21 protein-coding genes and 2 pseudogenes are annotated in these 22,032 nt (G+C 70.6%); 12 read left to right on the top strand and 11 right to left on the bottom strand.

Annotated elements, in window-relative coordinates; all coding sequences use genetic code 11:
- Nucleotides 1–239: 239 nt before the first annotated feature.
- Nucleotides 240–671: a hypothetical protein gene (locus ACN27D_RS15405; RefSeq protein ID WP_358170851.1), complete on the bottom strand. Its 432-nt coding sequence runs from the start codon at nucleotides 669–671 to the stop codon at nucleotides 240–242.
- Between the two features lie 607 nt (nucleotides 672–1,278).
- Nucleotides 1,279–1,527: a hypothetical protein gene (locus ACN27D_RS15400; protein ID WP_358170850.1), complete on the bottom strand. Its 249-nt coding sequence runs from the start codon at nucleotides 1,525–1,527 to the stop codon at nucleotides 1,279–1,281.
- A 291-nt stretch (nucleotides 1,528–1,818) separates the two neighbouring features.
- Between ACN27D_RS15400 and ACN27D_RS15395 the strand changes: the two genes are divergently transcribed.
- Nucleotides 1,819–2,343, top strand: coding sequence for a MarR family winged helix-turn-helix transcriptional regulator (locus ACN27D_RS15395; protein WP_358170849.1), 525 nt, complete (start codon nucleotides 1,819–1,821; stop codon nucleotides 2,341–2,343).
- Nucleotides 2,340–2,711 (top strand): amino acid permease, encoded by a 372-nt coding sequence (locus ACN27D_RS15390; protein ID WP_358170848.1) that lies wholly within the window; start codon nucleotides 2,340–2,342, stop codon nucleotides 2,709–2,711. The genes ACN27D_RS15395 and ACN27D_RS15390 overlap by 4 nt, the downstream gene beginning before the upstream one ends.
- Here the strand turns inward: ACN27D_RS15390 and ACN27D_RS15385 are convergent.
- A pseudogene (locus ACN27D_RS15385) lies at nucleotides 2,694–3,544 on the bottom strand (IS5 family transposase). The gene ACN27D_RS15390 and the pseudogene ACN27D_RS15385 overlap by 18 nt on opposite strands.
- 65 nt (nucleotides 3,545–3,609) lie before the next feature.
- Between ACN27D_RS15385 and ACN27D_RS15380 the strand changes: the two are divergent.
- The 5 genes and pseudogenes from ACN27D_RS15380 to ACN27D_RS15360 all read left to right on the top strand — a co-directional run.
- Nucleotides 3,610–3,987, top strand: a pseudogene (locus ACN27D_RS15380) (amino acid permease); the annotation flags it as partial.
- Between the two features lie 16 nt (nucleotides 3,988–4,003).
- Complete coding sequence (locus ACN27D_RS15375; protein WP_358170847.1) at nucleotides 4,004–4,585, top strand: hypothetical protein; 582 nt, start codon at nucleotides 4,004–4,006, stop codon at nucleotides 4,583–4,585.
- Between the two features lie 80 nt (nucleotides 4,586–4,665).
- Nucleotides 4,666–5,919 (top strand): MFS transporter, encoded by a 1,254-nt coding sequence (locus tag ACN27D_RS15370; RefSeq protein ID WP_421499368.1) that lies wholly within the window; start codon nucleotides 4,666–4,668, stop codon nucleotides 5,917–5,919.
- A gap of 79 nt (nucleotides 5,920–5,998) precedes the next feature.
- Nucleotides 5,999–6,364, top strand: coding sequence for a PadR family transcriptional regulator (locus ACN27D_RS15365; RefSeq protein WP_421499367.1), 366 nt, complete (start codon nucleotides 5,999–6,001; stop codon nucleotides 6,362–6,364).
- Nucleotides 6,361–7,356 (top strand): hypothetical protein, encoded by a 996-nt coding sequence (locus ACN27D_RS15360; RefSeq protein WP_358170843.1) that lies wholly within the window; start codon nucleotides 6,361–6,363, stop codon nucleotides 7,354–7,356. Before ACN27D_RS15365 ends, ACN27D_RS15360 begins: the two co-directional genes overlap by 4 nt.
- Before the next feature lie 112 nt (nucleotides 7,357–7,468).
- On the opposite strand, the gene ACN27D_RS15355 is transcribed toward ACN27D_RS15360, so the two are convergent.
- Nucleotides 7,469–7,933, bottom strand: coding sequence for a hypothetical protein (locus tag ACN27D_RS15355; protein ID WP_358170841.1), 465 nt, complete (start codon nucleotides 7,931–7,933; stop codon nucleotides 7,469–7,471).
- A complete protein-coding gene (locus ACN27D_RS15350) occupies nucleotides 7,897–9,153 on the bottom strand; it encodes a nitric oxide synthase oxygenase (protein WP_358170839.1) in 1,257 nt (418 codons plus the stop codon). Before ACN27D_RS15350 ends, ACN27D_RS15355 begins: the two co-directional genes overlap by 37 nt.
- Before the next feature lie 1,057 nt (nucleotides 9,154–10,210).
- Between ACN27D_RS15350 and ACN27D_RS15345 the strand changes: the two genes are divergently transcribed.
- Nucleotides 10,211–10,510: a hypothetical protein gene (locus ACN27D_RS15345; RefSeq protein ID WP_091330427.1), complete on the top strand. Its 300-nt coding sequence runs from the start codon at nucleotides 10,211–10,213 to the stop codon at nucleotides 10,508–10,510.
- Nucleotides 10,511–10,943: 433 nt separating this feature from the next.
- On the opposite strand, the gene ACN27D_RS15340 is transcribed toward ACN27D_RS15345, so the two are convergent.
- The gene (locus ACN27D_RS15340; RefSeq protein WP_187690094.1) at nucleotides 10,944–11,468 is read right to left on the bottom strand and encodes a pyridoxamine 5'-phosphate oxidase family protein; all 525 of its coding nucleotides are present in this window, start codon (nucleotides 11,466–11,468) and stop codon (nucleotides 10,944–10,946) included.
- Nucleotides 11,465–12,133 (bottom strand): DUF899 domain-containing protein, encoded by a 669-nt coding sequence (locus ACN27D_RS15335; protein WP_355111279.1) that lies wholly within the window; start codon nucleotides 12,131–12,133, stop codon nucleotides 11,465–11,467. The genes ACN27D_RS15340 and ACN27D_RS15335 overlap by 4 nt, the downstream gene beginning before the upstream one ends.
- Before the next feature lie 119 nt (nucleotides 12,134–12,252).
- On the opposite strand from ACN27D_RS15335, the gene ACN27D_RS15330 reads away from it, so the two are divergent.
- The 3 genes from ACN27D_RS15330 (at nucleotide 12,253) to ACN27D_RS15320 (ending at nucleotide 14,245) form a co-directional block, all read left to right on the top strand.
- On the top strand, nucleotides 12,253–12,756 hold the full coding sequence (locus tag ACN27D_RS15330) for a winged helix-turn-helix transcriptional regulator (RefSeq protein ID WP_013473486.1): 504 nt from the start codon (nucleotides 12,253–12,255) through the stop codon (nucleotides 12,754–12,756).
- A gap of 135 nt (nucleotides 12,757–12,891) precedes the next feature.
- The gene (locus ACN27D_RS15325; RefSeq protein WP_358170837.1) at nucleotides 12,892–13,629 is read left to right on the top strand and encodes a class I SAM-dependent methyltransferase; all 738 of its coding nucleotides are present in this window, start codon (nucleotides 12,892–12,894) and stop codon (nucleotides 13,627–13,629) included.
- A gap of 97 nt (nucleotides 13,630–13,726) precedes the next feature.
- A complete protein-coding gene (locus tag ACN27D_RS15320; protein ID WP_358170836.1) occupies nucleotides 13,727–14,245 on the top strand; it encodes a cupin domain-containing protein in 519 nt (172 codons plus the stop codon).
- A 15-nt stretch (nucleotides 14,246–14,260) separates the two neighbouring features.
- On the opposite strand, the gene ACN27D_RS15315 is transcribed toward ACN27D_RS15320, so the two are convergent.
- The 3 genes from ACN27D_RS15315 to ACN27D_RS15305 all read right to left on the bottom strand — a co-directional run bounded on the left by ACN27D_RS15315 (nucleotide 14,261) and on the right by ACN27D_RS15305 (nucleotide 16,879).
- A complete protein-coding gene (locus ACN27D_RS15315; RefSeq protein ID WP_252452001.1) occupies nucleotides 14,261–14,560 on the bottom strand; it encodes a hypothetical protein in 300 nt (99 codons plus the stop codon).
- A gap of 131 nt (nucleotides 14,561–14,691) precedes the next feature.
- Nucleotides 14,692–16,158 (bottom strand): endo-1,4-beta-xylanase, encoded by a 1,467-nt coding sequence (locus tag ACN27D_RS15310; RefSeq protein WP_358170835.1) that lies wholly within the window; start codon nucleotides 16,156–16,158, stop codon nucleotides 14,692–14,694.
- 289 nt (nucleotides 16,159–16,447) lie between these two features.
- The gene (locus ACN27D_RS15305; protein ID WP_121686290.1) at nucleotides 16,448–16,879 is read right to left on the bottom strand and encodes a winged helix-turn-helix transcriptional regulator; all 432 of its coding nucleotides are present in this window, start codon (nucleotides 16,877–16,879) and stop codon (nucleotides 16,448–16,450) included.
- 116 nt (nucleotides 16,880–16,995) lie between these two features.
- On the opposite strand from ACN27D_RS15305, the gene ACN27D_RS15300 reads away from it, so the two are divergent.
- Entirely contained in the window at nucleotides 16,996–17,910 is a 915-nt protein-coding gene (locus ACN27D_RS15300) for an NADP-dependent oxidoreductase (protein ID WP_358170834.1), read from the top strand.
- A 16-nt stretch (nucleotides 17,911–17,926) separates the two neighbouring features.
- On the opposite strand, the gene ACN27D_RS15295 is transcribed toward ACN27D_RS15300, so the two are convergent.
- Entirely contained in the window at nucleotides 17,927–22,030 is a 4,104-nt protein-coding gene (locus tag ACN27D_RS15295) for a hypothetical protein (RefSeq protein ID WP_421499366.1), read from the bottom strand.
- Nucleotides 22,031–22,032 lie beyond the last annotated feature (2 nt).

Raw genomic sequence — 22,032 nt, 5'->3', positions numbered from 1 at the left:
CCTTGTGGTGTGCCCGCCGCTCCAACGCTCGCGACTCTATCGATCTGCGCTGGCTTTGCCCGCTGGTGTTGGGCCGGCCACTCGTTCGGGTGGCTTTGCATCCAGTGATTTCTGGGCTGGGGAGATCACGGGGCGCTACCGGTGCGATTGGTCGTCTCGGTGAGACTGCCCCCGCCTCGGTTGGCGGACCTCTTTCATATTTACGGTGAGCTGGAGCGCACCGCTGGCGGTGTGGTCCTTCATTCAGCCGGGTGCGGAGGTTCCGATGCACTATCGCGGGCGGCTTCTTCCAGTTGTAGGAACTCGTCGATGACCCGAGCGAGGCTCCTCCTGGATCTGGGGTTCAGCCTCTCGAAAGACCGGGCCATGATTCGCGCCTCCCGGCTTGCCGCTTCGGGCTCGTCATCGCCCAGGAGGTGACCGGCGGGGACGTTGAAGAACTCGGCGAGGGCGCGCAGCGTTGTGGCTTTGGGGTTGATCCGGGGCGATCGCAGGAGATTGCGGATGCCTTCGGCGGTGATGCGATGGCCGCGTGCGGTGAGTTCGCGGGCGACTTCGGCCTCGGTGTAGGGCGGCCGGTCTTCGCCGGGGGCTTGGAAGAGCTCTCGAAGGCGGGTTTGGATCAGCCGGGAGGTGACGTCCTCGGCCTGGTCGGCAGGCGTGTCACTCACGAAGCCCTCCCAACTACGGTTGAAGACCTGCAAACTGTGGTTGACGCGAGCGGCGGCCCGTGCTTAGCTCTCGGTATCGCCTCGGCAACTGCGGTTCGGGTAGACCGAACTGAAGTTTGTTGGAGCGTAGCGGATCGGGAAGCCGTGCGCGATAGGCGCCCCGACTGCGGGCGACGACTGCCAGAGGGGGACCTGTCGTCGCTTGGGCGCATGTGTCATCTGTCCGCCACGTCTCGCGGCAGCACCGCCTGACCTGGCCTGCGTCACCCTGACGCTGCCCGCTGCCGTCACGCCGCAAGAAGAGGCGACGGGGGAGGGCTTGTGACCATGCCGCCTAGCTCACCGTCCCGTCCTTCACCCCCGTGGGGGCGGCAGCGGCGAGTGGGGGGACCCGGCAGGCGGAGTGAGGGCTCTGCCGCGGGTCCCCCATCCCACACAGCGATCCATCTGAGCCCGGACGGCTTCCTGCCTTCGCGCGCCCTCACCGCAGGCGCAGGGGCATGCAGGCAAAGCGTGGAGACAAGGAGATGAGGCAGCAGTGGTCAAACTACGACAGGTGGACGCGGCTGAGGATGATCGTCGGCTAGGCCGGCGACGGGTAGCGGCGTCACGTGTCACCAGACGGCGTCGCAGCAGCGTAAAAACCAGAGGCGCTGCGCTGCCGCTGACCGCCGCCGGTCGGAGCCTGCAGCGACTGCGCGGCGACATCGAGGTTCTCCTCAACGCGGCGGGCCGCGAGACCACCGTGTCGGGTCGGGCGGCGCTGGTGGAGGTACATCACCAGCTGCGCCTGCTCGGTCAGCGAGTCAACGCCGCGCTCGGTGCGCCGCCTGTGCGAGGTGACGAGCCGCAGCATCACTGAGGTGGTGTCGGCAGGGCTGATATCGTCGGCATCTCGCCCGCAGCGCCGCCTTCACGAGGCCGCAGCGCCGCATTGCCGCGCCCGGCAGGTGTGGCTTCAGCGGCCAGGTACCGCAGTCCTACGAATTCACCGCGAGGAACGGGGTCCACGCATGCATTCGGAACAGTCCCACCAGTCACGCGGGGTGCTGCCGCGGGCGCCGATGCCCGCCGATCGGCGCGGTGACCGTGGCCGGCGCCGTGATCGACAGACCGTACGTCGCCCTCGTCAATTGAGGTGGTCGCGGTGAGCGCGGGTGCGCGCCGCCGCACTGTCGGGGTGTACCGGCCGCCGGTGACGGGCCGCGCCGCCCCGCGGGCGGAGCCGGACACGGTGGCGCAGCTGTGCCGCACCGCCAACACGGTGCGCGCGCATCTGGAGCGCACGGTGCTGCGCGAGGCGGGGATGACGTGGACGACCTACGACGTGCTGGTGCTCGTCTGCGCCCGCCAGGTGATCGAACCTCCGGACATCGCGGCGCAGGCAGGTATCGCCAGGGCAACCCTGACCAGCGCTCTCGCCCTGTTGAGCGACCGGAACTTGGTGCAGCGTGAGTCGCACGAGCATGACCAGCGGAGGGTGGTAGTACGGCCCACCCAGGCGGGCACTGCGCTGGCGGGGATGCTGAGGCGCCGGGTCGAGGCGCGGCAGGCGCAGATGTTCGCCGCCCCCGGCATGCCTCGCGAGGACGACTTCGCCGCCGCGCTCGTGGTCCTGGCCGACCGGTTCCGCCCAGACGGCGGCTACGCAGGTCCGGAGGCGATCCGGTGACCGGCGGTATCGGCACCGCGCGGGGTGCGGCCCTCTGCGTCGGCGCCGTTCTCGGTCCCGGGGTGCTGGTCCTGCCGGCGATGGCGGTGCGCGCCGCGGGACCGGCGTCCCTGTTGGCGTGGGCGGCGCTGCTGTGTGTCTCCGCGCTGATCGCGACATCGTTCGCGACCCTGGGGGCCCGTTACCCGGACGCCGGCGGCGTCGCCGCGTTCACCCAGCGAGCCTTTGGCGACCGCGCCGCCGCGGTAGTCGGCTGCTGGCTCTACGCGGCCGTACCGGCAGGCGTCGTGGCCGGCGCCATCGCCGGCGCCCGCTACACCTCCGCCGCGCTAGGCCGTGTCTTCAAAGGTTCACAACCATTGGAGTAGCGCGGCGATGGTGACGGTGGCCTGGTACGACGTGGCTGTCTTGTCGTAGCGGGTGGCGACGCTGCGGCAGTGCTTGAGCCGGTTGAAGCAGCGCTCGACGACGTTGCGCCGCTTGTAGAGCTGTTTGTCGAAGGCCGGTGGTCGGCCGCCTCGGCTGCCGCGCCTGCGGCGGTTGGCCTGCTGGTCGGCGCGTTCGGGAATGGTGTGCCCGATGCCGCGTCGACGCAGGTCGGCTCGGATGGCCTTGGAGCTGTAGCCCTTGTCGGCGATGACGTGCTCGGGTCGGACCCGAGGCCGGCCGGGACCTGGCCGTCCGACACGGATGGCGGCCATGACGTGGGCGAAGCGGGTGCAGTCGTTGACGTTGCCGCCGGAGAGCACGAACGCCAGGGTTCGGCCGAGGCCGTCGCAGGCGAGGTGAATCTTGGTGGTCAGTCCACCTCGACTTCGACCGAGGGCGTGATCTTGTGGTTCGTCCGATTCCCGGCGCCCCCTTTAGCGCCGGCTGCGTGCTGATGAGCTCGCACGATCGTGGAGTCGACCGACACCAGCCAGTCGATGTCCCCGGCCGCGTCCGCGTCGGCCTGGACCCCGGCGAGCATCCGCTCGAACGTGCCATCCAGGGCCCACCTACGGAAACGGGTATAGATCGACTGCCACGACCCGTAACGGGCGGGCACATCCCGCCACGCCGCCCCGGCCCGGATCTTCCATACGATCCCGTTGAGCACCCGCCGGTCATCAACCCGCGGCCTGCCACCGGTCACCGCCGACGGCAGATACCGCGCCAACGCTTCCCACTCGACGTCAGACAACTCGTAGCGACGACCCACGCGCTACATCATCCGACACCAAGATCCTTTGAAGACACCGCCTAGGGAACTCGGCGACGGCGACCGCCGCGATGGCGGTGGCGCTGCTGGCCGCGGTGTTCTCGGCGAACATGGTCGGGCTGCGGCTGTCCGCGCGGGTGCAGCTGGGTATGACCGGCGTGCTGGTCAGTTTGCTCATCGCGGTGGTCACCATGGCCGGGCCGCGCGTCGACGCCGAGCGGATCACCCCGTTCGCGCCCCACGGCATCGCCGGCGTCGGCAGCGCGGTCGCCGTGCTGTTCGTGGCGATCTGTGGGTGGGAGGCCACGGCCAACCTGTCCGCGGAGTTCACCCATCCCGCACAGGTGCGGCGGGCCGCCGGAGCGAGCCTGGCGGTCGTTGTCGCGCTCTACACCGGGTTGGCCGTGTGCACGGTCGGGGTCCTCGGGCGACGAGGCGGGTGACACCGCGGTACCGCTGATGCGCCTGCTCGCCCCCTCCGACCGGCCGTGGGCAGCCGGGGTGGTCGCGGTGGCGGCGGTACTGTTCACCGTGGCGGCCAGCGTCACCTTCGTCGCCGCCGGCGCCCGCGCCGGCATGTCACTGGCCCGCCACCGCGTCCTGCCCGCCACCCTCGCCGCTGCCGGTCGCGATGGCGAGCCCCGGCGCAGCGTCGCGGTGCAGGGCGCCGCCGCCGCGATCGTCGCGGTAGCCGCCACCGGGGCACCGCACGTGGTTACCGTCGAGACGCTGATGCGTCTGTTCGCGGCGCTGCTGGCGTGCGTCACCCTGGTCGGTCTCGTCGCGGCGGTGCGGCTGCTGCCCCTGCCGCGCCAGCGTGCCTGCGCCGCGGTGGCCGCGCTCGCCGTCGCCGCCGTCGCCGCGCTCAGCGGTCCGTTCCTCTTAGCCCCCGCTGCCGTGGCCATCGCGGTGGTGTTGCGGCGACGCCACACCCCTACACCCCCGACCGATCCGCCGTCGCCGGTCACGGACAGGGCGCGGCAGGACGCTGTCAGCGGCCTGCATGCGCACCCGTTGGCGATGCTGGCCCGGCTCCGATGACCACTCGCCCGCTGGCCGTAGCCAGGTCGGCCGCCAGCGTTGTGACGGGCAGGTCCGCGTCGGGATGGCGGCTGGGTGTCTTGTACGGGCCGGCCGTCTATGGAGTCAGCGCTGCCGCTGTCGCCCTGCCCGACGCCGCCGAGCACTTGGACGTCCGCGGGTCCGGGTTGGCCTGGCTCCTGTCCGCCTACGCCGCGGGCGTCGGTGTCGGCGCGGTCACCGCCGGGCGGTTGGTCGACCTGCGAGGCAGCCGGCCGGTCCTGTTGACCGGCGCGGCATCGCTCACCGTCGGTGCCCTGGTCTGCGCCGTCGCCTCCACCCTGCCCGCTGTGGTCATCGGCCGTGTCCTGCTCGCGGTCGGCTCCGGAGCGCTCATGGTCACCGCGCTCGCCGGGGTGGCCCAGCTGGCTGCCCGGCGCCAGAAGGCCCTCGCCGCCTTCGGCGCCTGCCTCGCCGGATTCTCCGCGACCGCGCCGCTGGCTGGAGCGGTCGCGGCGTACGGGTCGTGGCGGGCGGCGATAGTGCTGCCGGTGCTGTCCCTCGCCGCTGTTCCCCTGTGCTGGTCCCTGACCGCCGGTTCTCGGCGCATCGATCGGGTGGACTGGCTCGCCGCGGGTCTTCTCGCGGCCGTCGCCGCGGGACTGCTCCTGACCGTACAGACCGCCGCGCAACAGGCCGCCTGGGAAGGCACGGTGATTGCCGCCGTCGCCACGGCAGCCGCCGCCGCGAGTCTCGCGGTACGCCACCGCAGCCGCCCCTTCGGGATCCCGCCCCGGGGGATCCTGTCCGCCGCTTGGTTCTGGCGTGCGGCGATCACGGGTGCCGGCGTGTACGCGGGCCTGTTCGCCGTTCTCTACGCCGCTCCTCACCTACTCAGCCGACAGGGGCACAGCACCATGAGCATCGGTGCGCTGCTCCTTCCCGGCGCGGTGATCGGTGCGGTGCTGGCGCGGCTCGCCGCACGGGTAGCCCGCCGCCCGCCCGCTGGGCGTCTGCTGGCCGGGGTCAACGTGCTGGTGGCCGCCGCGCTCTGCTACGCCGCGGTCGACCCGCGAACCTTGCCGGTCGCGGCAGCCTGCACGGCGGCGTTCACCGCCTCGGCCGTCGCGCAGATACTGCTCACCGCGCGCACCACCGACAACGCCGCGGTCCACGCTCGCGGCGGCGCGATCGGCCTCCTCACCCTCGCAACCTTCCTCGGCGGCGGGTGCGGTGCCGCGCTGTGCGCTTCCTTATGGCAGGCGTGGGGGCCGACCGTGTCACTCGCGGCCGTCGCCGTCCTTCCTGCGGCCTGGCGCCGCCGCAGCCCTGCCGACGGCACGACCTGCGCGTGAACGGTAAGGAGACCCAGCATGGCCGATCAGCTCGGGCAATTTGTCCCTGTCATACCTTTGTAGTCAATATATTGCGGGGGTGGATACGCCGCTGCGGGAGCCGACCTTCTGGATTCTCACCGCTCTTGCCGGTCGGCCACTGCATGGCTACGGCATCATCAGCGAGGTGGCGTCGCTGTCCGGGGGCCGGCTGTCGATGCGGCCCGGCACCTTGTACGGCGCGCTCGACCGGTTGGTAGACACCGACTTCATCGAGGTCGACGGGGAAGAAGTCGTTGACGGTCGCCTGCGTCGCTATTACCGCCTCTCGCGCAGTGGTAGCGCGACCCTCGCCGCCGAGACGGAGCGCTTGCGGCACAACGTGGCGGTAGCGACCACTCGTCTGGGCACCCTGACGCCCGCCGCCCGGCCCATCACCCCGCGTGCCTTGGAAGGATTGGCATGAGGGACTTGGAGCGCCGCTACCGACAACTGCTACGGCTCGATCCCGCCGGCTACCGGCAGGCACGCGGCGCGGAGATCGTGGGAACGTATCTCGACCTGGCCGCACCCGAGCGCCGTTGGCCGTCAATCCTTGACGTGGCCGACGTGCTGGCCGGCGCTGTCCGTGAGCGCCTGCGCGCCGCCGGCCCCGCCGACCTCATCCCCGGCGTGCGCCTCGCCGGTGTCCTGAGCTACATCACCGCGACCGCTCTCGCTGGCTTCTGGGCCACCGCCGAGGTGGTCACCACCGCAGACGGGTGGGGCGCGCCAGCCTTCGGGCCTTTCGCTACCACCGGCATCGTCGTGTGGGCTGGTTGGTTGCTGGCCGCAGTCGCTCACGTCCTTGCCCCGGCCCGGTGGAGACGCATCGCCATCGGACTCGCCCTGATGCTCACCGTCGCCGTGGTGCCCGTCGCCGCCGTGCTCGACCTACCTCGCCCGTTCTTGCTCGTTCTGCTTCCCCAAGCTGCGCTGGGCCTGTTGGCACTGGCGATTCCGTCCCACACGCCGCAACCCCACCGCCTCATCCCCCTGGCGACAGCGCCAGCGACATCCCTCATCGCAATCGGAGTCCTGTCCGGGGAAAGCACCTGGTTCTACCGGTTCAGTTATGGCGGCGCCTTCCTCCCCGAGACCGGCGCGGTCCTGCTGGTCACCGCCATGCTCGCGGCGGCCGTGCTGTCCCTGCGCGGCGACGCCCGAGGCATATGGGCTCTTCTTGTCCTGCTCACCCCGGTCGGACTGCTGGCTCTGTACCCCCTGACCGAGAACATCGCGCCCGTATTCGACGCCAGCTATGCCGACTTCGGCGTCATCACCGCGACGGCCGCCGCCATAGTCATTCTCGGCGCCGTCGCGCTGGCCGCGGCGATCGCGATTCGAGCACGCTCCAGCGCGACGGCCACTACACCGGCAGTACCCGTGCACGACCGGTGCCCGGCCTGTGGCAGATAGCGCTCACGGACCGCGGCCCACAGGGCGTGCGCAGACCAGTCGGGTCGGTCCGCGCCTTGCGAGTCGCAGCAGCGCAGCCGGCTGGGGCCGCTGTAGCGGCCCCAGCCGACGATCACCAGTCACCGACGGCGGTGAACCCGTAGTAGCGGCCCATGTCGATACGGACCCAGACGTAGAACTTGGTGCCGTCCTTGACGTTGGTGGCGAGGTTGCGCCACTGACCGACGGGCACGTGGGTCCAGTAGTTGCAGGTGGCACGGCCGTAGAAATTGATGCAGGCATCGAAGGGGCCCCAGTCCGTGCCGTTGCCGGTGTTGCGGATCTGGATGTCACGGCATTGGCTGGTGGTGCGGTAATAGCTGGGATACGTCGGGTAGCTGATGACCTCCGGGCCGCTGTACTGCATGAACACATCGGCAGCGGACAGTTTCGCGCTGTACGGGGCGTAGCGGCAGCCGGCGGCCTGCGCGGGCGCGGACGCGGCGACGAGGCCGGCGGTGACGGTCATGAGGGTGACGGCCGCCGCGGCCAGGCTGCTCCTCAGGCGGTGCGGTCGTGCGGTGGTGCGTGCGGACATGTGTCCTCGCTGCTGGTTCGGTTGGGTGTGGCGGCAGCGGCCGGGGGGACGGCGGCGTGCTGACGCGGTGAGGGTTCGTGGCCGGGACACGGGTCACCGGCGGTGAGGGCGAGGCCGTACGGGTCCGGCCGTAGCGCCGGGAGGGTTTGGCTGGTGTCGTAGTAGCGGCTCCAGGAGGGGTCCTGGGGCGTCATCGGATACGAGTTGAGCCAGCTCCAGTCGCCTGCCACAGCGCGCCCGGCGGCTTCCTCGTGTTCGACGAATCGGGCGAAGGACCGGCTCTCGCGGTGGTGGTCGGTGATCGACACGCCTGCTGTCTCGAAGCTGTGCAGGACGGCTTCGTGGAGGGTGAGCAGGGCTTTGTCGGTGCGGAGCCGGTCGCGTTCGGGCAGGCCGAGGCCGGCGATGATGGCAGGGAGTTGGTGGTAGCGGTGGTGGTCGGCGAGGTTGCGGGTGGCGATCTCGCTGGCCATGAAGGTGCCGCTGAACGGTGCCGGGAACCGCAGCCCACCGAAGTCGAGGGTCATGTTGCTGATGACCGGCACGGCGGGCCAGCGCAGTCCGAGGTCGGCGATCCACGGGTGAGCGGGGTGATGGATCGGCACTTCCTGGATGTGCCGGTGATCTGTCGGCAGCAGGTGCAGCCGCCCGTCGGCGGTGGCGGCGATCCAGGGTAGGAGGTCGAAGTCGCTGCGGTAGGCGGGGCCGGGCCAGCCGAGGTCGGTGGCCAGTGCGGTCAGGGTCAGGTTGGCGGGGTCGCCGATGATGCCGCCGTCGGTGGGCCAGGCGGCGTAGCGGGCCAGCTGCGGGTTCACCACCCGCAACGGGGCTGGGGCGGATCCGACGGCGGGGGCGAGGACGGTGAGCACCGAGCGGACGTGGCCGCCGTTGGTGGCCTCGTCGAGGTGCCCGATCAGCTCCCGCCGAAGCCTGGGCAGATGAGTGGTGTGGCGGCGGTCGCGGACAAGAAGGCTGGACCAGCGGGCCCGCCCGATGCAGCGGCCGGCGTTACGCCAGGCCACCCGCGCCGCGTAGGCCAGTTCCTCGTAGGTGGGCCGCCACGTTCCGGTGGCGTTGATCTCGGCGCACACGGTCCGCCACCGCTGGGTGAGCCCTGGTGTGCCGGTCTCGTCGTGGCACTGGCGCAGAAAATCGTGCGCCTGCACGAGCAGGTCGTCGACGGTGTCGGCCGGGTGCGGCGGGATCATCGCGGTGGTCATGAGCGCTCGTTGCCCGCGGTGATGTGGTCACGGCTTGCGAAGACGGCGCTGTCGCGGCTGTGCAGGAGGTAGGGGGTGCCCTATCGGGACACCAGGATATCCACGTTGGGTGTGCGAGTAGCTACCAGCAGTTAGTAGGGTGTACATCACCTGAGCAACCGATCGGACGGGCACGGTCACCGCCCCGTGCTCAGCTCGTCGGACTTGGCGACGCCTCTGATGGCGGACTAACGCTGCCCTTCACTCGCACTGTCCGCTCGCGCCATGCAACATCGGCTTCTACTGGCTCCGAGGTGACTTCGACCAGAAGCCCGGCCTGGGTGACTTGCCTGTCTCAACCGCCTCGAGCTGGCCCTCGTCGTCGGAGTTGGCTACACGCTGCTGGCCGGCGCGATCTAACCACTCTTCGCCGCGACGTCGTCGCTACCGTGCATCCATTGGAGGCGCGTGTAGCAACGGGGGTTAACTCGGTGCACTCCATGGGGTGCTCGTCGTCTGTGGCGTGCCCGGAGCGACGTCGAAGCCGCGACTCCTTTCGATCACGACCGAACTACAACGTCGAGACGCCGGACGGAGTGACCCCTCCGGGGCTCAGGCTTGATACCGGCGACGGCCGGACTGGTGCCCACGGTCCTGGACACCCCGGGTGTGGACGTGGACTGGCACGGCATCGGACAGACGATCAGCCCAGGATCACCCAGCGTCCGTATCTGATGCATGAATGAGTCGAAGCCCTGAAATAGGTACTGCTCACGGCGCAATCTTATCGAAGATCGGCGATGTGATGAGCGCCGGCCTGAGGACTTTTAATCCATAGGTTCAGGGTTCGAGTCCCTGGCGGCCCACCTTGTTGATCTTCCATGCGAACCGGCCGGCCGCGACGCTTCGCGACGGCCTGCGTGGCTGCTCGTTGCGGGCTGCGGCTGGACACGGATCCGCCTCGGTGTGTACTAGCGTCAGGGGGGTGAGGAACCGCGCTGCGAGGTACGAGCCACTGACGGTGGCGCGCCTGGGTGCTCTGCTCGTTGGATCCGACGAAACGCGACGGTGGCGGCTGGTGGCGGAGTTCCTTGAGGAGTACCGCTGGGAACCGGCCGAGGTGCGCGCCGGTCTGTTGGACCAGGAACCAGCTTCTACCGGTGACGAGCGCTGGGATGTGTTCCTCGCGGCATTGACGGAGCACCTGGCCGCCAAGGACGGGCGTGGTGCGCCGCCGTGGGTCGAGACGCGGTCGCTCCGGCGGTTCTGGTTTCCCTTCAACACCCGTGCCGCCCGGGTCGACGCGGTGGTACACGCGCCAGCAGCATTCCGTCGTCGAGGCGTGTACGTGTCGGCGCAGGAGTTGAACGTCGCGTGAGCCTCGATGATTCACTGTTGGACCGCCCCGCGATCGAAGACGCCTTCCGCCGGCTCGGGGACCGGCTGGCGAGGCGAGGTGTGGTCGCGGACCTCTACATCTTCGGCGGGGCGGCCATGGCTCTGGCCTACGACGCGCGACTCGGGACATCGACGCGGTGTTCCAACCCCATGGCGTCGTGCTCGACGAGGTTCGTGCGGTAGCGGATGAACTCGGGCGTCCTCGCCCGAGCGTGGATCCGCGTGATCTGGCGCTGCTGGCAAGACCGTGTCGCCTACGACCCGGCCCGGCACGGCAACGCAGTACGTCTCAATCAACCCGAACAAAACGATTTGCTCGCTGCCTGAGGTTGACACAGGGGGTGTCATCGGTCGAGCGCATTGCCGAGCCGCTTGAGAGCGTCAACGCCAAGTGACCGTCGCGGGTTGGCCCGTCAGTGGTGGAACCGCCAGCGGGTCGCGGTCAGTCCGTCCGAGCCGTAGCCGAAGGCCCGGACCAGAGAGATCTCGTAGAAGGCGTACCGGGGTGATCCGGGCAGACTCTCGTCGTGGGCTCGACCGTCGCGGATGTCGAATGCCCAGCCGTACTTCGTGGCGAAGGCGGCGGCCACCCCGCGCAGCGCGGCATCGCCTGCGACCTGGTGGGCCTTGCCCTCCACCACCAGGTCGAGGTCTTCGCCGCCGACGGTGAGGACGGTGTGCGGGTTGCGGGCCAGGTTCCGGCCCTTGCGGGAGGCCGGGCGGCTCGCGACGCACGGCGCGCCGTCCACCAGTACCAGCATCACCGGGGCGGCATGCGGGCGACCGTCCGGCCGCACCGTCGACAGCCAGCCCCGGTGCGCCGATCGGAGGCATGACAACGCCTGGCTCCAGGGCTTGATGGTTGCCACGTCGGTGTCGAACGGTGTCGCGTCCTTCGGCCGGAAGAGCAGCTCGGCGATCGGCGTACTGACGGTCATGACGGATCCGTGGAGTCGTCGTACTCGTCGTGCAGCTGCCACCACTGGTAGGGCTGGGTCTGCGGCCAGCCCTCGGGTGAGTCTTCCCAGGTCTCCTGCCGGCCGTACGGCGTCAGGTCGAGGAAGGTCCAGTTGCTGCCGAGCCGTTCCACGCCGCGGGCGGTGGTGGAGTAGGTACGAAAGATCCGGTCGTCGGCGCGGAGGAAGACGTTCAGCGCGAACCCGTCGCCGGCTCCCATGTCGGCGTTGAAGCTGTTGTGCAGCGACGAGTACCAGGGCAGGGTCCAGCCCATCCGGTGCCGTAGCGCCATGAGGTCGGCAAGTGGGCCACCGGAGATCAGCGCGAGGGTGACGTCGCGGGCGTTGAGGTGGGCCGGGTGGCCGACGTTGTCGGTGAACATCGAGCAGCCCGAGCAGATGTCATCGGCCCCGTGCCACATGAAGGTGTACACGATGAGCTGGCGGCGGCCCTGGAACAGGTCGGCCAGACCGACCGGCCCGTCCGGGCCCTCGAACACGTACTCCTGCTCGACCAGCGTCATCGGCAGCCGGCGACGCGCCGCGGCAAGCGCGTCGAGCTGGCGGGTGAGCATCTTCTCGCGGCTGCGCAGGGTGTCCAGCGCGGTCTGCCAGTCCTCGGTCGGCACGATCGGTGGATGGTTCATGCGGCCTCTTCCCCGTCTCGTCAGCGGTATCAGGTCTGCCCGTTCCCTTAAGGAACGATGCCGATGTGACGTTAACAGAGTCCGTTCCCTGAAGGAACCATCATGAGTATCGTGGGGCCATGCAGCGAACGCAGTTCGGCGCGATGGCGTGCTCGATCGCCCGCACCCTCGACGTCATCGGTGAACCGTGGTCGCCGCTGATCCTGCGCGACGTCTACGCCGGCACACACCGCTTCGAGCAACTCCAGCGGGGCCTCGGCGTGTCCCGCAAGGTGCTCGCCGAGCGCCTGAACTGGCTGGTCACCCAGGGTGTGCTGACCCGGCGTGAGTACTCCACCCGGCCGGTCCGCCACGAATACCTGCTCACCGACAAGGGCATGGAGCTGTGCGATCTACTCCTGGTCATGGTGCGGTGGGGCGACCGGTGGACGGCGGGCGAAGCCGGCCCGCCGGTGCTCTACCGCCACCACGCCTGCGGCCGGACCAGCCAGGTGGAACTGCGGTGCTCGGCGTGTGGACAACCCATGCACGCCACGGACATCGACCTACTACCCGGCCCCGGCGCAGACTCGCGCGACGAAGATGGACTACCCGACCGAGACGAACGCCGGCAGCCCGGATGAGCGCCTGTCTCCGCGAGGCCACGCCGGAAGCCGGCCGAGCTTCGTCACCCGGTCGACCATCGACCGCACTCAGCGGTCGTCGCATCGAAAACGGTGCCCCCACATAAACGCTCGTTAGGCCTAAGGTCAGCGGCTATGGTGAATACGAGTCGCAACCTGGGACTGGGGCACGGCAGCGCGTTCGGCGAGCGTGGGGTGGCGAAGCGGCTGGGCACATTGAGCCGGCACACATCACTGACCGGCCGGCGATTACTGGAGATCGGCTGCGGGGACGGCACGTACACGATGCGGCTGGTCGGCGCGTTCGAGCAGATCGAGGCCGTGGATATCCAGCATGATCGGTTGGCGCTGTTCCGGGAGCGGCTGGCCGACGATCCGGCGGCGGCCCAGAAGATCAACGTGCGGGAGTTGTCCGCTACCGAGCTGGACTATCCGGACGAGAGCTTCGACCTGGTCACCGCCATCGAGGTGGTGGAGCACATCGACGACCTCGATGCCGCCCTGCGGCAGGTCCATCGCGTGCTCGTTCCCGGCGGCTGCTTCGCCCTGACGACGCCCAACCGGTGGTTCCCGTTCGAGACTCATGGATTCCTGATCCGCGGGAAGCGGTACCGGCCCGCGCGGGGTCCGTTCCTGCCGTGGATCGTGCCGCTGCACCGGCGGCTGGCAGATGCCCGTTGCTTCACCGCCCGCGGCTTGTCCGCGCAGCTCCGGCGGGCCGGGCTGGAGCCGGTAGCGGTGGACTACATCATGCCGCCGTTCGACCGGTCCGGCTTCGGGCGTCGTATCCGGCCGGTGACTGACGCGGTCGAGCGATCGCCGCTGAAGTTCTTCGGCATGGCCCTGGCGGTGGTCGCCCGCCGACCGGCGTGACGGTCCACCAAGGCACCCAGGTTTAGCGGCTTTCCGGATGGCTATGAGGGGTATCGATCCGCGACCCCATGAGCAGGCCCGCGAGCGAGGAGAGCCGATGGCCAGCGTTGCGATCCCGTCCGACGATCCGACCCGTACCCTCGTCCACGCCCGTCCCGACGACCCCGCCCTCGCGCACCTCGCCATCGCGGGCGGCACCTACACGATCCTGGTCACCGGCGAGCAGACGGCCGGCCGGTACTGCCTGATCGACATGCGCGTTCCGCCGGGCGGTGGGCCGCCTCCGCACCGGCACGACTTCGAGGAGATGTTCACGGTACTCGACGGGGCGGTGGAGTTCACGTTCCGGGGCGAGCAGACCGTCGCGCGGGCCGGGGAGACGATCAACATCCCGGCGAACGCGCCGCACTTCTTCCGCAACTCGTTCGACCAGCCCGCGCGGCTGTTGTGCATGTGCACGCCGGCCGGGCAGGACGAGTATTTCCTGCGCGTGGGCGACCGAGTGGACGGTCCCACCTCGCCGCCGCCGGCTCTCACCGACGAGGAGCAGGCCGAGCGCCGGAACCGGGCCGCCGCGCTGGCCTCCGAATACCGCTCGGAGTTGCTTGTCCCTTGACCTGGCGGGCACGAATCAGGCGTGCCGGGCGGCGATCTCTCGCAGGCCTTCGTAGAACGTGACCAGCTCGGTGTCGCTCTGGTCGATGGTCCGCAGGCGGCGGGCCGCGCCCTCGGCGAGCGCGGCCGCAATTCGCTCGGCTCGGTCCGGTTCCATGCCCGGCAGCCTCAGCAGGCCCATCGCCCGGGCAGGCCACATGTGCAGCTCCAGGTCGTCGTCCTGGAGCATCCCGGCCGGCACCGACTCGATGATGTTCGCGTAGACGCGGCCCTGGATGTACCACTCCCGGTCGGCGTCGAAGACCACGATGACCACTGCCGTCTCCGCTCCCCTCGCGCGCGGCCGCCGCACACACTCCGAGCCAGGCTAATGCTCAGAGACGCGACGGGCGGACCCGATCGTGTTCAGACCGGGCCCGCCCGTCGCGCGCCTTCCGTACGAGGGGGTCAGCTCGCCGCGACGAGCTGGAACCGCTGGTTGGCCTGGCCGTTGCAGTCGTAGATCTGCACCTGCTGGCCGTTGCCGGTGCCCCAGACGTCGAGGCAGCGGCCGGACTGGACTCCGCTGATGGTGCCGTTGGAGTTGACGTTCCACTGCTGGTTCGTCTGGCCGTTGCAGCTGTAGATCTGGACGGCCGAGCCGTTGCCGGAGCCGGCGGCGTCCAGGCACATCGAGCCGTACACGGTCAGTTGCCGGCTGGAGGTGTAGGTCCACCGCTGGTTGGTCTGGCCGTGGCAGTCGTAGAGCTGCACCCGGGTGCCGTTGCTCTGCGAGGAGTTCGGTACGTCGATGCACCGGCCGGACTGGTTGCCGACGATCCGGCTGGCGCCGTTGGTCGGCGGCGGCGTGGTCGGCCCGGCGGTCGGGGTCACGGTCGGCGTCACGGTCGGGGTGGGGTTGGGCGTCGCGGCGTTGAGGGCGTTGAGGACCGAGTTGTACGCGGCCTTCTTGTTGCCGCTGCCGTCGAAGAGCAGCGGGTTCTCGTTGGAGCGCCACGAGTCGCTGTCGCGGACGCCCCAGACGGTGATGCCGATGCAGCGCGGGACGTTCAGGCACGCCTGGGTCAGCCCGGCGTACTGGCTGGTGGACGAGTTGGTGACGTCGACCTCGGTCAGCGCCACGTCGACGCCGAGGGCCGCGAAGTTCTGCAGCGTGGTCTGGAAGTTGCCGGGCAGCGAGCTACCCCCGGTGAAGTGGGTCTGCAGGCCGACGCAGTCGATCGGGACGCCGCGGGACTTGAAGTCCCGGATCATGTTGTAGACGCCCTGCGTCTTGCCGTACGACCAGTTCTCGATGTTGTAGTCGTTGTAGCAGAGCTTGGTCGACGGATCGGCGGCCCGCGCGGTGCGGAACGCGACCTCGATCCAGTCGTTGCCGGTGCCCTGGAGGTTGGAGCTGCGGCGGCTGCCGTCCTCGTTGAACGCCTCGTTGACCACGTCCCACGCGGCGAGCTTGCCCCGGTAGTGGGCCATCACGCCGTTGATGTGGTCGATCATGGCCTGACGAAGGTTGCTGCCGTTCAGGCTCTGCATCCAGCCGGGCTGCTGCGCGTGCCACGCCAGCGTGTGGCCGCGGACCTGGAGACCGCGCTGGGTCGCCCAGTTGTAGATCTGGTCGCCGGAGGAGAAGTTGAACTGGCCCCGGTTGGGCTGCAGCGCTTCCGGCTTCATCTCGTTCTCGGCCGTGATCATGTTGAACTCACGCGCCGCGATGGTGCTGTACGTGGAGTCGCCCAGCCGGTTCGCCGCGATGGCGGTGCCGAAGTAACGGCCCGACTGTGCCGCGGCGGCACCGAGCGTGCTCGCCGCCGCCTGGGCCAGGCTGGGCACCACGAGCGCGGCACCGGCAAGTGCCAGCGCGCTGGTGACGGCGGCCAGCACCACGCGGTGGCTGCGCCTCGGTAGATGTTTCATGACACTCCTCTGCATATCGGACGATGATGCGCTGGCGATGCCCGGCTGGACGCGGGTGGGAGCCGGCGGTGCGCCCACCCCCGCGTCACTGCCCTGAAACTTTTCGAAGCTGTACCGGTAACTTCCCTGGGAAGATATCCGCGACGGCACGATCGGTCAATGTCGATGTCAACGCGAACATGGACTCAACCGGCTGATCAGCGCGGGAGTCCACAGATGTCCGTGAGAACGAAGCGCGACGAGAGCCGCGGCGAAGACCGAAAGTTTCGGAAAATACCGGCGCGACCGGTCAGCGATCGACCGCGGCGTCGTAGCGCTCACGGTTGGCGTGCACCTCGTCCATGTGCGCCTCGGCCCACACCTTGATGCCGTACGTCAAGCGGTGCAGCGACAGGCCCAGGTCGGTCAGCTCGTAGGTGACGGTCACCGGCACGCTCGGCGTCACGGTGCGGGTGACCAGGCCGTCGCGCTCCAGTGAGCGCAACGTCTGGGTGAGCATCTTCTGGCTGACCCCGGCCAGCCGGCGGGACAGCTCGGAGTAGCGCATGACCTGCGGTTCGACATTGTGATCGGGACCGTCGCGGCCGAGCGCGGCCAGGATCAGCGCCACCCACTTGTCGGAGATCCGGTCCAGGAGTTGCCGGCTCGGGCAGCCGGCGAGGAACGCGTCGTACTCGGCCCGCGCCTGCGCCCGCTTCTGCGCCGCCGTCTGCGTCGGCATCGTCCGCGCCTCCCACCCCGGGGTACCCAACGCACTCCGAAGTGCGTACTTCCCGAAAGAAAGTTACCCCTCCATCGTGGAGCAGGTCACCCCTCAAGAACAAAGGAGACCCGACCATGGGTACGCGTACCTTCCGCACCGCCGTCGTCCGCACCCCGGGCGGACCCGACGCGATCGAGATCGTCGACGTCCCGGAGCGCGAGCCGAGGGCCGGCGAGGTCCGGGTGGCGGTCGCCGCGGCGGCGGTCAACCCCGTCGACCTCGGAGTGGCGGGCGGCTTCTTCCACTCGCTGGGGCTGATCGACCAGCCGCACCACACCGGCCTGGGCTGGGACTTCGCCGGCACCGTCGACGCTGTCGGCCCGGGCGTGGGCCTGACCGCCGGCACCCGGGTCGCCGGTCTGGTGGTCGGGTTCGACCGCGACTACGGCACGTACGCCGAACAGCTCGTCGTGCCCGCGGCCGACCTCGCCGTCGTACCCGATGATCTGGACCTGGTGGTGGCGGCGACAGTGCCGCTCAACGGCCTGGCCGCGGCGCAGGTCGTCGATCTGCTCGGCGAGCCGCCCGCCGGCGGCCGGCTGCTGGTCACCGGCGCGGCCGGCGCGGTCGGCGGCTACGTCCTCGCGCTCGCCCCGGCCCGGGGATGGCGGGTGACCGGCCTGGCGCGGGCCGCGGACGAGAAGTTCGTCCGCAGCCTCGGCGCCGACTTCACCACCGCCGCCGAACCGGGCTGGGACGCGGTCGCCGACGCCGCCGCGTGGCAGGAGCAGGCGCTCGCCCTGGTCCGCGACGGCGGCGCGTTCGTCGGCGTGCGGCCCAACGCGCAGCCGGCCGCCGAGCGCGGCGTCACCGTCCGCGTGATCGAGACCCGCGCCGACGGGGTACGCCTCGCCGACCTACTCGCCCGCACTGCGGCCGGTGAACTGCCGGCCCGGGTGCACGCGGTGCTGCCGCTGGACCGGGCGGCGGACGCGCACCGGTCGATGGCCGAGGGCGGGGTACGCGGGCGCTACGTGCTGCGCCCCTGACCAGCGGCGACGCCGATCAGCAGCGCACCGCCACCCGAGCGACCGCACGGTCGGCGGCCTCGGGTGGCAGGTCGCTCTGACCGCCGACGTCCAACGCCAGCAGGCCCTGGTCAAGGCCGACGAGCAACGTGCCGCCGACCGTGCAGCAGGTGAGCGCCGGGTGATAGACGGGAATGGTGTGCACTGCCCGTCCGGTGGACGGATCCCAGATCCGCACCGTCCGGTCCCGGCTGGTCGAGGCGAGCAGATCCCGGCCACCGACGCGCACCAGGCTCAACCCGGTGACGGCAGCCGTGTGGCCGGTGAACACGCCCACAGGTTCGCCCCACTCGGCGTCCCACAGACGGATCGTGTGATCGGCGCTGGCCGACGCCAGCATCCGGCGACCCGCCACGACGAGGCCGCAGAGCGCGGTGACCGCATCCTGGTGTCCCTGCCGGGTCCAAACCGGTGTGTCACCACCGCCCCACAGCATCACCGTGCCGCTCTTGTCGGCCGACGCGAGCGCCTCCACGCTGGGCCACCGGACCGTCGCGAGGGCGGTCACCCAGGCACGCGTGACGTGCCCGAGCAGGACCGCCCGGACGACGCCGGTCTGCGGGTGCCAGAGCCGGATGGCCTGGTCGTCGCCGGCCGACGCGACGAGCGTCTCACCGCCGATGACGATCGGGCAGACCGCCGCCACCGGGGCGTGGTGCTCGGTCATCGCCCCCTCCTGAACGCCGTGCCGCACACTCCACGTCCCGACCGTGTTGTCGTCCTGCGCGGTGACGAGCAGCGGCTCCTCGACGTCGTCGACCGCGCACATCGCGTTGACCGGCCCTCCGGGAGTCGGAATCTCCTTCAGCCGCTCGCCCGTGGCGGCGTCCCAGATCCGCACCCGGCCGTCGGCACCGCCGGACGCGACCAGGCCCGGTCGCTCGTCAGGGACCGCGCAGAGGCTGTGCACGGGCCCGAGCCGGTCCCGCTCGGCGACCGCGTCGGGTCGGCCGCCGGCCGGGTCCCACAGCCGCACCGTGCCGTCGTCACCCGCCGTCGCCAACATCCGGTCCTTCGCCGTGCGCAGCTCGCAGACCGCACGGATCCAGCTCGCGTGTCCCCGCAGGCTCGGCCGGCTGGTCCAGGTCGGCACATCCCAGACACGAATGAGCCCGTCCTCACCCGTCGACACGAGCAGGCAGCCCTCGTCGACCTCGACCGTGCAGAGATCGGTGACGGGCCCGCCGGTTTCCAGGACGTGGACGCATTCGCCGCTCTGCGGATCCCAGAGCCGGACCGTGCCGTCGTAGCCGGCCGAGGCGAGCAACGTGCCGCCCGGCGCACGAACGGCGTAGAGGGTGGTCACCCAGCCGACGTGTCCGGTGAGAGTCAGCGTCGGGCGCGTGCCGCATGTCGGCTCCCAGACCCGTACCACGCCGTCGAAACCGGTGGACGCGAGCAGGTGCCGGCCGCCCGCCGGGACGTACGTCACGGCGGTCACCCAGCCCGAGTGCCCGGTCAACGCGTAGCGCTGCGTCCCGGTCACCGGATCCCAGATCCGGACCGTCCGATCGTCGCCCGCCGAGGCGAGCAGGTCGCCGTCCGGCAACGGGATGACGCAGATGTTGCGGACCCAGTCGTCGTGCCCGCGCAGTTCGTGCCGGCGCTGACCGGTACGCGGATCCCACAGGCCGACGGTCCCGTCGTGGCTGGCGGTGGCGATCAGCGTCTCGCCGGCCCCGGTGCGGACGGCGCACAGCCCGCGGATCGTGTCGTCGTGACAGGTGAGGACCGCCACGGCCTGGTTGGTCAACGGATCCCAGAGCCGGACCGTGCCGTCGTCCCCGGCGGATGCGAGCAACCACCGCTCGTCCAGCTCGACGGCCGCCACGTCGTAGACGGCCTGCGAATGCCCGTCCAGCACGCTGCGCTCCTGCCGGGGCGGGGTGTGCGCCCAGCGCGCGCGGTACGGCGCGGCGTCGGCCTCGATCCCGCTGTCCAACCCGTCGAGCCGGTCGACCACCGAGAAGAGAGCGGCGCGCTCCGCCGGCGCCGCCGCGACCGCGAGCGGCGTGCGGTGCAGCAGCCGCACCCGTGATCGGGACAGCGGCTCCAGTGGTCTCTCCACGTCGACGACCGAGAGCAACCGCTCCAGGTGCGCGTGCAGAAGGTAGCCCTCGTCGGCGAGGAGCCGTTCCACGAGCCCGGCGCGGGAGGCATGCTGGGGCAGAGAGCGCCGCAGGTAGTCGGGCACCGAGGCCCATCCCACCTCGGCCGCCAGGTCCGTCCAGGCGGCGACCAGCCGTCGCTGGTCGTCCCGGCGGGTCGCCCCGGCCAGTAACGCGTCGTTGAGGGCCTGGTGGAACAGGCGGTACGCGGGCTCGCTACCGCCGCCGGTCTCGACCAGGAAGTTCGCCGCCGACGTACGGGCGAACGCGAGGAGTTCGTCCTCGGTGACCGTGCCGCCGAGCGCGGTCACCGCGGTCCGCCAGAGCGACAGCGGCAGACCCGGCGTCTCGGCGTACGCCAGGGCGGTGAGGGCGAGCCGGGCGGAGGCCGAGCCGGCGGCCGGCAACCCGGCCAGGTAGGAGTCGAGCGCATGGGCCACTGTCGCGGTGAACGACACCGAGGCCGGGTCGACCGGCGCGATGTCGCGCAGCGCGTGTGCCCGGGCGACGAGACCGGCCACCAGGAAGTTTCCCTTCGCCAGCTCGGCGATGCGGCGGGCCAGCGGGGCAGCCGCCGCCGGATCGTTGTACGGATTGCCCGGCCGTTCCGCGCCGAGCAGCCGCAGGGTCGCCAGGGCGTAGTTCACCAGATCGGCCTCGGCGAAGTATTCGGGCGTGTCCAGATCCACCAGCTCGACCGGGCCACCGAAGCAGGAGATCAGGTCGCCCCGGTCGTCGCCGCGCCGCGTGCCGACGACCACCCGGGCGCCGTACCGGCCGCACTCCCGGGCCAGCGGCAGCAGGAGGTCGTCGACGACCTGCCGCGCCTGACCGGGGTCGGCCGTCTCGTCCAGCGCGTCGATGACGAGCGCGAAGCGAGCCGGACGACGCGCCAGCCGGTCACGTACCGCCGGCATCAGGTCGGCCGGCGCAGCCGGCAGGTCGACGGCGGCGGCCCGTGCGATCTCGACCGCCACCTCGAGCGCGGTCTTGCCCTTGGCGTGCACGGCGCAGGACACCGAGCCGACAGTGGCCCGCACGGCGTTGTCGCCGCCCGGCAGGCTGTCCCGGATCTGCTGGTCGGCCGTCGTCACGACGCGTCCCAGGACGGCGGACTTACCGACCCCGGGTGAGCCGGTGACGATCAGCGGCCCGGTCACGGGCGCCTCCCCGTCGATGAAGTCGACGATCCGCCGGAGCGCGGCCGCACGCCCCCGGAACCGCGCGCCACCCTCGGTGTCCACGGCGACGCCCCGCGCCCGGGGCAGCCAGTGCCGGCCGGCCTCGCCGTCGGTGCTCAACGTCCACCCCCAGGCCGAGAGCGCGGCGTCGTCGGCGTCCTCGACCCGCCAGGCCGACAACGCGCCCAACGTCATGGCCGGCACCTGTTCGTCGGCGTGGCTCAGGGTGACCGCCTGGCCCTTTCCCTTGCCGTCGGCCGTGACGACCACGCCGACCACCGCCTGATACTCCGGGGACCACACGGCGCCCCCGCTGAACCCCTTGCTGAGCGGCCCGGCGGCGCCGCTGTCGATGGTGACGTGGCCGTACCCGCCGGCTTCGACGACGGAACCGGTCGCCTGGAGGCCGCCGACCACTCCGGCCGGGAAGCCGTACGCCCAGAAGGGCCGGTCGAGCAGCGGCTGGGGGGCGAGGCAGCGCAGCCGGGCCGGCGTGACGGTCGCCGGCACCGGCTCGACGAGCTCGAGGACGACCAGGTCGACGTACGCCTCCCGCATGCCGTCGTGCCGGCACTGCCGGACCTTGCGCCGGTCGAAGTAGGCGACCTTGGGTGCGCGCGGAAAGGCGACGGTGAGATCGGGGCGGAGGGTGCCGTCGGCGGTGAACGCCACGTGGTGGCAGGTGAGCACCAGGTTGGTGGCGATGACGATGCCGGTGCCGAGCGCCGTGTGCGGGTCCGCCTCACGGTGCAGAGCCACCGCCCACGAGCACTCGTCCGGGGCCGTTGTCACGG

It is taken from the genome of Micromonospora sp. WMMD1274 (assembly GCF_049179035.1).
Classification (GTDB): Bacteria; Actinomycetota; Actinomycetes; order Mycobacteriales; family Micromonosporaceae; genus Micromonospora; species Micromonospora tulbaghiae.
The sequence above is the reverse complement of the archived record's forward strand: the minus strand, read 5'-3'. Positions and strand labels throughout refer to the sequence as shown.

What these genes read in the sequence shown, in the direction of transcription:
- ACN27D_RS15400 (WP_358170850.1), bottom strand. Translation starts at nt 1,527, where the DNA reads ATGCTGCGGCTCGTCACCTCGCACAGGCGGCGCACCGAGCGCGGCGTT.
- ACN27D_RS15375 (WP_358170847.1), top strand. Translation starts at nt 4,004, where the DNA reads ATGCGCCTGCTCGCCCCCTCCGACCGGCCGTGGGCAGCCGGGGTGGTC.
- ACN27D_RS15360 (WP_358170843.1), top strand. Translation starts at nt 6,361, where the DNA reads ATGAGGGACTTGGAGCGCCGCTACCGACAACTGCTACGGCTCGATCCC.
- ACN27D_RS15355 (WP_358170841.1), bottom strand. Translation starts at nt 7,933, where the DNA reads ATGTCCGCACGCACCACCGCACGACCGCACCGCCTGAGGAGCAGCCTG.
- ACN27D_RS15350 (WP_358170839.1), bottom strand. Translation starts at nt 9,153, where the DNA reads ATGACCACCGCGATGATCCCGCCGCACCCGGCCGACACCGTCGACGAC.
- ACN27D_RS15340 (WP_187690094.1), bottom strand. Translation starts at nt 11,468, where the DNA reads ATGACCGTCAGTACGCCGATCGCCGAGCTGCTCTTCCGGCCGAAGGAC.
- ACN27D_RS15335 (WP_355111279.1), bottom strand. Translation starts at nt 12,133, where the DNA reads ATGAACCATCCACCGATCGTGCCGACCGAGGACTGGCAGACCGCGCTG.
- ACN27D_RS15330 (WP_013473486.1), top strand. Translation starts at nt 12,253, where the DNA reads ATGCAGCGAACGCAGTTCGGCGCGATGGCGTGCTCGATCGCCCGCACC.
- ACN27D_RS15325 (WP_358170837.1), top strand. Translation starts at nt 12,892, where the DNA reads ATGGTGAATACGAGTCGCAACCTGGGACTGGGGCACGGCAGCGCGTTC.
- ACN27D_RS15320 (WP_358170836.1), top strand. Translation starts at nt 13,727, where the DNA reads ATGGCCAGCGTTGCGATCCCGTCCGACGATCCGACCCGTACCCTCGTC.
- ACN27D_RS15310 (WP_358170835.1), bottom strand. Translation starts at nt 16,158, where the DNA reads ATGAAACATCTACCGAGGCGCAGCCACCGCGTGGTGCTGGCCGCCGTC.
- ACN27D_RS15305 (WP_121686290.1), bottom strand. Translation starts at nt 16,879, where the DNA reads ATGCCGACGCAGACGGCGGCGCAGAAGCGGGCGCAGGCGCGGGCCGAG.
- ACN27D_RS15300 (WP_358170834.1), top strand. Translation starts at nt 16,996, where the DNA reads ATGGGTACGCGTACCTTCCGCACCGCCGTCGTCCGCACCCCGGGCGGA.